Below are 10,450 nucleotides of genomic sequence, written 5' to 3' on the forward strand. Positions count from 1 at the left end.
ATCGCCGCCTGGCGCCTGGGCGCCGGCCGCGCCCGCAAAGAAGACCCCGTCCAACCCGCCGCCGGCATCCTCCTACACGCCAAACCCGGCGACCAGGTCGAAGCCGGCGCACCCCTCCTAGAACTCCACACCAACACCCCCGAAGCCGTCCCGGGAGCCCTCGGCGCACTCGAAGGCGCCTACCAGATCGCCGACGAAGCTCCCTTGCGGGTTCTCGTCCTTGAAAAGGTGCGGAATTCCTGATTGATCCTTTGCGTGGAAGTTCACCTTCTATCGCACCGAGGTAATGATCAAATTCACTCCGGAATCGGGATGGTAATTCCAGGTTGCCGTATAGCCGTCCCACGACGCGGACTGCATACCGTCCAGCGCTCGAGTCATGGTGAGCCGGCCGCGCACGGACTCCGGCATCTTGGTGTGGTCAAGCGCGCATTCGATGTCGGTCCAGCTCAGCCCGCTGGCATTCTCTTTACCCTCACCGTCAAGGGTGAGGGTGCGGCCGGCGTCGCCAATTACCGCATGAGAAGACGACAATCCGCAGGCCTGCCGGACGCTCTCCAGTCCCAGGTTTTCCTGCACAGAGCTGCCGGAGTCGCCGCGGTTTCCGGTGAGAACTACAACAACCAGCACTGCGATTCCTGAAACCACGCCGACCGAGATCACCAGCCACGGCCACCTGCTTCGCTTCTTCAGTGGTGCCTGCTGAGGCAGGTTGGGCTGCCAACTGGCATAAGGCTCGTTGGTCTGCGGATAAGTCATGCCGGCTTCCCAATCTACATTTCTCACACCGTGGCTATGCGGTCCGCTTTTATGGTGCGACCACCCCTACTTCGCGTTCATGCTCCGCGACGTTACATCGTCGCGGCAAAGAGAAAGGCGCCCCGAGTGGCTCGGGGCGCCCTTGGTGAGTTGGGTTGAGTCAGGCGTCGGCGTTGAGGTCGGCGTCGTCGGCGCCTTCTTCGGTGCGGGTGCCCTTGGGTTTGGTGTTGCGGCGGCGGCTCTGCCTGGGGAGGGTGGCCGGCGGGCGAGGTGGGGGGGCGCCGCCGCCCATCATGAGCTCCGCGAAGGTGGCCATGGCTTCGTCCAGGTGGCCGCCGATCTTGCGGACGGAGTCCTCGTTGGACTTGTGGACGAGGCTTGCCACAGAGTCGGAGTCGGGTTGTTTGGCGAGGGTGCCTTCGACCTTGGAGATGGCTTTGTCGATGTTGCCGCCGAGGTCGGACAGGCGCGCCGTGAAGCCGTCTTCGACGGTGTCCAGGCGGGTGGTGAGCTCGTCCAGGCGGCCGGTGACCTGTTCCAACCTCTTGGCGAGGGCTTCGAGGCGTTCGGTGCCGTCGACGGTGCTGCGGGTGTCGTCGATCGCATCGGTGAGGGCGCGCTGCGATTCGTCGATCTTGGTGCGGAGGGAGTCGGTGGATTCGCCGACGGAGCGTTGGACCAGCTCGCGGACGTTGTCGAGTTTGCCCTGGGTCGCGTCGTTGGCCTCGTCGACCCGGGCGCGGAGGGTGGTTTCGGACTGCTCGATGCGCTCGCGGACGGGGCCGTGGACAGCGCTCGGCAGGAGGTCGAGCTTGCCGTCCTGCTTGTCGAGGTGGCCGTCGAGCTCGTTGAGGCGGCGGTGGATGTTGGACAGCTTGTCCTCGAGGCCGTCCATACGGCCGGCGACGCCTTCGAAGCGGCCCGTCACGCCGTCCAGGCGCCCGTCGAGCTGGGCGAAGGGGGTGGCGAGCTTGTCCACGATGGCCTCGACGGCCCGGCCGAGGGCGGCGATGGCGCCGTCCTGCGCGTCGAGCTTGGCGAGCGCGGCGTCGAGGCGCTCGGCGACCGCGTTGACCTCCGTCCGGTCGGCCATCTCGGACAGGCGCTTGCGCACCGAGCCGATGGACTCCAACGGGGAGAGCCGGGCGTGGATCTCGTCGAGGGCGTCGAATATCTGCTGCTGTTCGCTCTCACGGATCTCGGCCGCGCGCACGAGCATGTTGCGCATCCGGTCGAACGACACCGTGGAGTTGTTGTTCTCGTTCACGGAGCTGGCCTTCGTCCTGGGGAGGGGGAGAGTCAACGCAGGGGAGCCTAGCCACTCCCAGAATGCGTCCATACACCACCCGTTAGTTCGTTGCTGGTCCGCACGGAGCCAATTGGGCCGTTTGGATGATGACCTGACGACGAACGTCGGAGTCTCGGGACACCATACGTGGTCGGGTGGTTACACGAACAGGTGATCGCCGGGTGCCGGGTACCGTTGCTCCATGGTGACGAAGAACCCCGTGCCGGTGACGCCGGAGGCCGTGCGGACCGCTCCCAAGGTGTTACTACACGATCACCTGGACGGGGGCCTGCGCCCACAGACCGTGGTCGAGCTTGCCGAGGACAGCGGGTACGCCGACCTGCCGACCACGGACGCCGGCGCGCTGGGTGTGTGGTTCCGCGAGGCGGCGGACTCCGGCTCGCTGGTCAGGTACCTGGAGACGTTCGCACACACCGTCGGTGTCATGCAGAACGAAGATGCGCTCGTGCGAGTGGCCGCGGAGTGCGCCGAGGACCTGGCCGCGGACGGCGTGGTCTACGCAGAGGTGCGGTACGCCCCGGAGTTGTGCAGCGAACGGGGGCTTCGTCTTGACGCGATCGTGGAGGCGGTCCAGGAGGGCTTCCGGGTGGGCACGCGGCGGGCTGCCGGGGCCGGCCGGCCGATCCGGATCGGCACGGTGCTGTGCGCGATGCGGCAGAACGCGCGCTCGGCGGAGATCGCCGAACTGGCCGTGCGCTACCGGGACTCCGGCGTGGTCGGGTTCGACATCGCCGGGCCGGAGGCGGGTTTCCCGCCGACCAGGAACCTGGACGCGTTCGAGTACCTGCGCCAGCAGAACGCGCACTTCACCATCCACGCCGGCGAGGCGTTCGGGCTGCCCTCGATCTGGGAGGCGATCCAGCACTGCGGCGCCGAGCGGCTCGGCCACGGGGTGCGGATCGTCGACGACATCAAGGTGGCTGAGGACGGCAGCATCCACCTGGGCCGGCTGGCGAGCTACGTGCGCGACCGCCGCATCCCGCTGGAGATGTGCCCGACGTCCAACCTGCAGACCGGGGCCGCCGACTCGATCGAGAACCACCCGATCGGATTGCTGACGAAGCTCCGCTTCCGGGTAACTGTCAACACCGACAACCGGTTGATGAGCGGATGCACCGTATCGAGTGAGATGTCCGCCCTCGTCGACGCGTTCGGCTACGACTGGGCCGACCTGCGCTGGTTCACCATCAACGCGATGAAGTCCGCCTTCATCGGTTTCGACGAGCGCCTCGACATCATCAACAACGTGATCAAGCCCGGGTACGTGGCGCTGATCGGCGACTGAGCGGCGGACGCCGCCCGCCCTGCTCGGGCGGCGGCCACCCTGTTACCCCGGTCAACCGGTGGGCCATACGGTATACAGTATAACGCCTTGGCCGGACCAAGCTGAGGAATGCGGGTTACTTGGCCGCGGTGCGCCGGCGGCGGGCGACCGGGGCGGGCGCCGGGGTGGCGTCACGGAGGCTGAGATAGGTCTGCCGGGTGCGCTCGGTGTGCTCGCGCATGATTCTGGCCGCGGTCTCGGTGTCGCCCTTTTCGATGGCGTTGATCAGCTTGGTGTGTTCCTGCCAGGACCGTTTGCCGCGGGTGCGGGCGACCGGGGTGTAGTACCAGCGGACCCGGCGGTCGACCTGCGAGGCGAAATCGAGCAGCACCTGGTTGCCGGACAATTCGGTGACGCAGCGGTGCAGGGCGGCGTTGGCGGTGACCATGCCGTCGGTGTCGTCGGCTTCCATGGCCTCGATGCCCTGGCGGCAGATCTCCCGGAGCCGTGCCACGCCGTCCGGCCCGGCGTGCAGGGCGGCCAGGCGGGCGGATTCGGCCTCCAGCAACGCCCGCACGGCCAGCAACTGGTCGGCCTCCTCGTGCGTGGGGGCGTGCACGAACGCGCCGTATCCGGGCCGCAGGTCCACCCAGCCTTCGTTGCTCAGCCACTGCAACGCTTCGCGGACCGGTTGCCGGGAAACTCCGAGGATCTCGGCCAGCTCGCTTTCCACGAGGTGCTGACCGGGGGCGAGCCGCCGCGAGATGATCAGATCCTGCATGGCCTGATACACCCGCTCCCGCAACGGAACCGGCCGGTCGATCCGGCGTGCCGCAAGGTCCTGGGCCAACTCGGTCGGCTGCATGCGGCACTCCCCGTGACGGTCTTTGTCGACTGCCTACAGCATACAAGGACCGAGTTGCTCAGCAGCGCCAATTCGCGCTGGTCAATGCGTGGTTAACCCGGAGTTCGGGGGTCCGGGGGACGAGGCCCACTGGCTTGGGGTCTGGGGGGCTTGCCCCCGGAAGAGTGTGCTGGGGGCTTGGCCCCCAAGAAGGCACAAATCGAGGGCATCGGCGAGCGCATTCCGCGAGCACACCTCGCCCATCCCCTCGATTCAATGTGTCCGCAACCGGTCTTCGAATGTCCGGACGAGCTCCCGCCAGGAACCGACCTCGGCGTCGAATGGCGGGCTGGGAGCCAGCCGCGTCGGATCGGGCGCCAGGATGAACGACACCAGCCAGCCCAGGGGTTCCGACTGCGTCAGCTTCTCGCCCACCGACTCGTCGCCGGCCCAGTCCGCCACGTCGGTCAGCAGCTCCACGGCCAGGTCCAGCTGCACCGGGTCGACCGTGTCCGGGCCGCCGGCGAGGTCGTCGGCCAGGCCCTGCAACACATACGTGTTGTCGACGTCCACCTCGATCTTCAGGCTGCCGTCCGTGGCCTTCGTGGCCACCTCCTCCCAGGTGGCCATGTCGGCGAGGTCGTTGCCGTCCTCCGCGGGGTTGGCCAGGTACTTGGCGAGGGTGCGCGGCGAGGTGAACACGTCGATCCTGCCGTCCGAGCCAAGGAAGATCGGCTCGAGGGTCGACTCGTCTTCCCCGTAGTAGCAGCGCAACGTGTAGTACGCGGTGCTTTCGGTGATGATCTTGATCGGGTCGATGCCGACCTCGCCCCAGAACCCGAGCGGCTTGGCCTCCTCCAACGGCTCGGCGTCCTCTTCGGACTCAGCGGCGTCCTCGGTGTCCTCTTCGGACTCTTCAGCGTCCTCGGACTCGTCGGCCTCGTCGAGGTCCTCGGCATCCTCGGCGTCCAGAGCGCTCTCCGACTCCTCGGACTCCGCTTTGAACGCAGCCAGCTCGTCGGTCGTCTGGTCCAGAGTGGCCGCGTCCACCTCGGGCACGGTGACCACGACATCGAGCGCGTCGAGCACCTCGTCCCACCGCTCGGAGATGGTCTCGGCCAGGTCGGTCCACAGCCGCTCGCCGTCGCGACCGGTGAACGGATACGTCCCCTGGGACAGCTGGTTGAAACCCTGCGCGGACTCCAGGATCTCGTGCACCACCTCGAGGTCGCACACGTTGGCCAGCGAGCGCACGATGGCCACGATGTCGGCCAGCTCGCCCACCGTCCAGGTGTCCGGCTCCTCGGCCACCAGCTCCGGCACCCCGACCAGGTCGTACTGGTGCGCCTCGTCCGGCATCAGCTCGGCCACCGACAACCCCGGCACCACCGACCAGGCCGGGTGGTCCACCAGGTCGTGCTCCTCCACCGTGCGAACGAAAGCGGCGAGGTGGGCGGCGTCCGGGAAGGCGTACAGGTCGTCCTCATGGCCGAGGAACGCCTCCCACTCCTCGCCCTCCTCCCGCCAGCTCGGTGCCCACAACGTGACGAGATCGCCCTGGGGCAGCCCGAGCTCGATCGGAACGATGTCCTGAGCCATAGGAAGGTCCTCCTGTGGGAGCGCACCAAACGACGGGAAGCCTACGGGGTCATGGCGAACGGCGGGATCACCGGTCGGAACGAAGCGTGGACGGGTCGAAGGACAGCGGGTCGTCGGGGTCATCTTCGGCCACCGGAGCCTCGGGTGCCACGGAAATCTCCGGCGCGACCGGCGCCGTGTCCCAGCCGGCGGCGCGGGCCGGCGACGGCCCGATCAACCGCTCCAGCTCGGCGGTGACCACATCGCCGAGCACCAGCGCCAGCCTGTTGAAGCACTCCTGCCGGGCGTACTCGGTGGCCAGGTGCGCGGCTTCCATGATCATCCGGCCGAGCTCCTTGCCCCCGAAGGACATCGCCGCCGGGTGCAGGGCCAGCGCACGCAGCTCGCCGCCGGCGTCCGTGGTGGCCTGCACCAGCCGCCGCTCGTCCATCGCCACCCCGGTGACGCTCGCGATGATCTCCGGCAGCCGCGCGCTGGCCTGCCGGCGCAGCTCCGCACGGGCGACCAGCTCGTCGACCGGGGGCTCGGGCGCGGTCACCGCTGCCTCCGCAGCACCTCGACCCAGTCGACGAACTCGTCGGCCGGCGCGCCGGGCGGGATGCCCAGGGAGGTGAGGCTGTCGGCGACCTCCCGGCTCACCACGGGCCGGATCGTCTGGTGCAGCTTGGCGCCCGCGGTGCGGGTGGCCTGCCGGGCGAGCTTCACCAGCTCCGCGGCGAGCTGCTCGGGATGCATCGACAGCGCCGAGGTCTGGATCTCGATGTCCACGAGGGCGCCGCCCGGCCGCACGGTGACCGTGATCGCGCCGTTGGGCAGCGACGCCCGGCCGGTGACCGGACCGTTGCTCCGCAGCTGCGCCGACACCCGCGCGCCGGTGTCCCGGATCCTCCGGTCCGCGCGGGATATCTCGGTGTCGAGGTGGTCCTGATATTCGCTCATGGCAACGACCCCAAAGTTACCCGGACTCCGGGTCGAATGCGGGGTATGTCGGCAGGGGCTCGACGTGCCAGGAGGTTGTGGCGGCGAGCAGGCGCCGGGCGAGCTCGGCGACGGCGAGCAGCTCGCCTGCGGCCTCGAGCGTGCCGGCCAGCGTTGACCAGCGGTGCCGGAGCAGCTGACGCCGGGTGGGCACCGGCTTTCGACGCGGGTGCATCGGCTTGTCCGCGGTCGCCGCGGACCAGCCGAGGTTGGCCGAGACGCCCAGGGTCCACGCGGCCATGGCGTGCCGGACGCCGGCGTGCCACAGGTCGTCGTCGGCGAGGTGTGGATGGCACGCCACGACGTGTCCACGGTAGGTGCTTTCCAGCTCCGCCATGAGCCGGGACGGCAGCCGGAACACACACCAGCAGCTGGCGAACGGCATCGTGATGTACGCGGCGTCCAGGAAGACCGAGCGGTAGCCGGCGCCCTCGAAGTCCAGCAGGCGCATGCCGTCCGGGGTGATCAGATTGTTGTCCGGGCAGATGTCGCCCGGTGAGAACACCGGGAACCGCTCGGGATCGCGAACGGATCGGAGGGTGGCGAGCGCCGCGGCCAGCCCGGCGGGCGCGGTCACGCCCAGGCGGTCCAGCACCGGGGGCAACCCGGTGATCCACTCGCCGAGGAAGTCCCCGTCGTCCCATGCCGGAACGCCCCGGTCGTACCGGGCCCGCAAGGCCGCCAGTTCGGACTGCCGCCCGACCGCGGCCGTGGCCAACCGGCCGTATGCCGTCGCCCACGCGAGCAACCCGGCTCTGGCCTCCGCGGCGGACCCACCCAGCAGGAGGTCGGCCAGGCTCGGCGCGCTGCCCAGGTCGGACAGCACCAGCAGCGGCGTGGCCAGGTCCGCGGCGAGCATCTCGGGTCCATGCCCGACCAGCTGCAGACCGGCGGCCTCCGCGGTGAAACAGGCCAGCGCGTCCGGCCGGTCATCGAAGATCTTCACCACCACCGTGCCGCCCGCGCCCGTGCGGCAGCGCAGCACCGTGCATCGGAATCCGCCGCCCAGATCGGTCGGCTCGGACAGCGTCGTTCTGAGCAGTGACCCGGCCGTCGCCAGGGCCGAGTCGATTGCGCTCACCACGCCATGATCGACCTCGGGTGAGCCACGGGCACCCGAATATCAGCCGGTCGGCCGGTAGAAGCCGAGGAACGGGTCACCCATGTTGTGCGTGCGGATCGCGTTGACCTGCACCGGATCCCCGGCCTCGATGAGCTGCCCGTTGCCGACGATCATGGCCACATGCCCGTCCCAGACGACCAGGTCGCCGGGCATCAGCTGGCCCGGATCCACCGAGGCGCCGACCGCCTGCGCCGCGGAGTGCCGGGGGAGCTGCAGGCCGGCCAGGCCGTAGGACCACGAGGTGAGCCCGCTGCAGTCGGTGCCGGAGGGCGGGTTCGAGGCGCCCCAGACATACGGCGTGCCGAGCGCGCTCATGGCGTTCCGCACGGCTGCCGCGGCCACCTCGTTGGGGGCTTCGGCGCTGCTGCCGTCCGGCAGGTTCACGCCGACCCCGGTGCCGGGCTGCGGCGGGATCGCCTGCGGCAGGTGCGGACCGACCGGCGTGCTGCCGCCGCCACCGTGGCCGCCACCGAAACCGCCGCCGCCCCCGCCACCACTGCCATGACCGCCGACGTCGCCGTGGCCCGCGGCGGGGGCGGCGAGCGGGCCGGAGCCGTTGGCCGCACCGCCACCGGGCGACCCGGCGAACGAGGGTGAGGTGTAGCCCATCGCCTGCGGACCGAGCTGCCCGCTCACGGCGCCGAGCACGCCGCCGTCCACCGGCTTCAGCGTGGCCAGCTGGCTGACCAGGGGCGCGAGCTGGTCGCGGACCCGTTGCAGCGCCTCACCGGTCTTGGTGGAGTAGTCGTCGGCCAGGGTGCGCACGGTGGCGTAGGCCTGCATGGCCCGCGCGTTGTCGCCGTTGGCCGCGGCGGTCTCGGCGGCCTCCAGCACCGGCGTGGCCCGGGCGATGAACTCGGTGATCAGGTTGTCGATCACGGTGCGCCCGGAGCTGACCGCGCTGGCCGCGGTACCGGCCACGGTGCTCGCCGCCGTGCTGTTCTCGGCGAGCGTGACCATCGCGGACTTCACCTTGCCGACCCGGTCCTGGAAGAGCCCGGCCTGCTGGCCGTACCAGCCGCCGAGGGCCTTGCGCACCAACCCGTCGTGCTGGCCCTCCAGCTCGGTCAGCGCGGTGGTGGCCCGGCCGAACGAGTCGCCGGCCTTGGCCGCGCTGCCGGTGTCCCCGTCCAGCTTCGCGCGGTGATCCCGCATGGGCTTCACGAACGCTTCAATGGTCATGCGGCGTTCTCCCACTCGGGAATGTTGGCCATGGTCTTGGGTCGCCTTGGCAGACGGGTCACCGGACCGCTCCTCGGGCAGACCGTGTCCCACTGGGGGCAAGCCCCCAGACCCCAGTTCCTCGGCCTACCCTCGTCGCGGTGGGCCAACTCCCTCGCCCCCGGCATTCGCAAGCTCATGCCTCGGCCGCCCGCCTGATCTCCGCTCCCGCATCCGCGTCCTGCTGCTGGTACCCGGCCAATCCCTGGCCGACCGACTGCGCCAGCGTCGAGATCCCCTCGGCGGTCGCGGCGACGCCGTCGAGCTGCGCCTGCGCGGCGGTCTTGAACGCACCGGCGAGCCCGACCTCCACCCCCAGCTTGCCGAAAGCGTCCTCCGGCAACGCGTTGGCGCCGCTCAACGTGCCCGTGCCGACCGAGCGCAGATCCTCGGCCAGCCGCCCGGCCGCCTTGCTGTAGCCGGACAACGCCTCCTCGTCGACCTGGACGCGGTCCCTCTCGCCCGCCATGCGACCCTCCCGGACAGTGCGCAGACCTGTAGTCAGACTGCCTTATGACGGGCCGGGTGTGGGCGAAGTTCCCCCGATTGGCGCGCACTGGGTCTGATGCCCTGAAGGCGGCCTTCAGGACGTTGAGTGCCCCGATGGCCGCCTTCAGGGCATTGCCCAGCGCTCACACGCCCATCGGGTGCCAGACGGTCTTTGACTCCAGGAAACTGCGGATTCTGGTGATGTCGGGCGGGCGGGTCCAGTCGGGTTCGGTGGGTTTGGCGCGCAGGACGCGTTTGACCGTGCCCGCGGCGGCGCGTTCGAGGTCGGCGCGGAGGGAGTCGGGGGCGCCGGTGAGGTCGAGGGCGTTGACGTCGGCGTGCGAGGCGAGCCAGGGGGCGAGCTCAGCGGTGCGGCCGGTGAGGATGTTGACCACGCCGCCCGGGACGTCGGAGGTGGCGAGGACCTCGGAGAGGGTGATCGCGGGCAGCGGGCGGTCCTGGCTGGCGATGACGACCGCGGTGTTGCCGGTGGCGATCACCGGGGCGAGGACGCTGACCAGGCCGAGCAGCGACGAGGACTGGGGGGCGAGGATGCCGACCACGCCGGTGGGTTCCGGGACGGCGAAGGAGAAGTACGGGCCGGCGACCGGGTTGGCGGCGCCGAGCACGGTGGCGATCTTGTCGGACCAGCCGGCGTACCAGACCCAGCGGTCGATCGCCGTGTCCACAATGGACTGGGCGCGGCGGCCCTCGCCGGTGCTCACCTCGGCCAGGAACTGCTCGCGGCGGCCCTCGAGCAGCTCGGCCACCCGGTAGAGGACCTGGCCGCGGTTGTACGCGGTCGCGCCGGACCAGCCGGCGAAGGCCTTGCGGGCGGCGGCGACCGCGTCTCGAACGTCCTTT

11 protein-coding genes and 1 pseudogene are annotated in these 10,450 nt (G+C 69.8%); 2 read left to right on the forward strand and 10 right to left on the reverse strand.

Features of this window, described 5'->3' with window-relative positions:
- Positions 1 to 243: pseudogene (locus VGR06_RS11610) on the forward strand (thymidine phosphorylase); the annotation flags it as partial.
- A 27-nt stretch (positions 244 to 270) separates the two neighbouring features.
- On the opposite strand, the gene VGR06_RS11615 reads toward VGR06_RS11610, so the two are convergent.
- Entirely contained in the window at positions 271 to 759 is a 489-nt protein-coding gene (locus VGR06_RS11615) for a hypothetical protein (RefSeq protein WP_327559027.1), read from the reverse strand.
- A 160-nt stretch (positions 760 to 919) separates the two neighbouring features.
- A complete protein-coding gene (locus VGR06_RS11620) occupies positions 920 to 1,987 on the reverse strand; it encodes a PA containing protein (RefSeq protein WP_327559037.1) in 1,068 nt (355 codons plus the stop codon).
- A gap of 262 nt (positions 1,988 to 2,249) precedes the next feature.
- On the opposite strand from VGR06_RS11620, the gene VGR06_RS11625 reads away from it, so the two are divergent.
- On the forward strand, positions 2,250 to 3,353 hold the full coding sequence (locus tag VGR06_RS11625; RefSeq protein WP_327559028.1) for an adenosine deaminase: 1,104 nt from the start codon (positions 2,250 to 2,252) through the stop codon (positions 3,351 to 3,353).
- Positions 3,354 to 3,468: 115 nt separating this feature from the next.
- Here the strand turns inward: VGR06_RS11625 and VGR06_RS11630 are convergent, their stop codons facing one another.
- From VGR06_RS11630 to VGR06_RS11665, 8 genes are all read right to left on the reverse strand, one after another.
- Positions 3,469 to 4,197 carry a GntR family transcriptional regulator gene (locus VGR06_RS11630; RefSeq protein ID WP_327559029.1) on the reverse strand — a complete coding sequence of 243 codons (729 nt, stop codon included), beginning with the start codon at positions 4,195 to 4,197 and terminating at the stop codon, positions 3,469 to 3,471.
- Positions 4,198 to 4,449: 252 nt separating this feature from the next.
- Positions 4,450 to 5,775, reverse strand: a complete 1,326-nt coding sequence (locus VGR06_RS11635; protein ID WP_327559030.1) for a primosomal protein — start codon at positions 5,773 to 5,775, stop codon at positions 4,450 to 4,452.
- A gap of 67 nt (positions 5,776 to 5,842) precedes the next feature.
- The gene (locus tag VGR06_RS11640) at positions 5,843 to 6,313 is read right to left on the reverse strand and encodes a hypothetical protein (protein WP_327559031.1); all 471 of its coding nucleotides are present in this window, start codon (positions 6,311 to 6,313) and stop codon (positions 5,843 to 5,845) included.
- On the reverse strand, positions 6,310 to 6,714 hold the full coding sequence (locus VGR06_RS11645) for a YbaB/EbfC family nucleoid-associated protein (protein WP_327559032.1): 405 nt from the start codon (positions 6,712 to 6,714) through the stop codon (positions 6,310 to 6,312). The genes VGR06_RS11640 and VGR06_RS11645 overlap by 4 nt, the downstream gene beginning before the upstream one ends.
- Before the next feature lie 16 nt (positions 6,715 to 6,730).
- A complete protein-coding gene (locus tag VGR06_RS11650; RefSeq protein WP_327559033.1) occupies positions 6,731 to 7,834 on the reverse strand; it encodes a hypothetical protein in 1,104 nt (367 codons plus the stop codon).
- A 42-nt stretch (positions 7,835 to 7,876) separates the two neighbouring features.
- On the reverse strand, positions 7,877 to 9,058 hold the full coding sequence (locus VGR06_RS11655; RefSeq protein ID WP_327559034.1) for a C40 family peptidase: 1,182 nt from the start codon (positions 9,056 to 9,058) through the stop codon (positions 7,877 to 7,879).
- 175 nt (positions 9,059 to 9,233) lie between these two features.
- Positions 9,234 to 9,566 carry a hypothetical protein gene (locus VGR06_RS11660; protein ID WP_327559035.1) on the reverse strand — a complete coding sequence of 111 codons (333 nt, stop codon included), beginning with the start codon at positions 9,564 to 9,566 and terminating at the stop codon, positions 9,234 to 9,236.
- 163 nt (positions 9,567 to 9,729) lie between these two features.
- A partial coding sequence (locus VGR06_RS11665) for an aldehyde dehydrogenase family protein (RefSeq protein WP_327559036.1) occupies positions 9,730 to 10,450 on the reverse strand: 721 nt, incomplete at its 5' end.

This window comes from Actinophytocola sp. (genome assembly GCF_036002505.1).
GTDB lineage: Bacteria > Actinomycetota > Actinomycetes > Mycobacteriales > Pseudonocardiaceae > DASYTH01.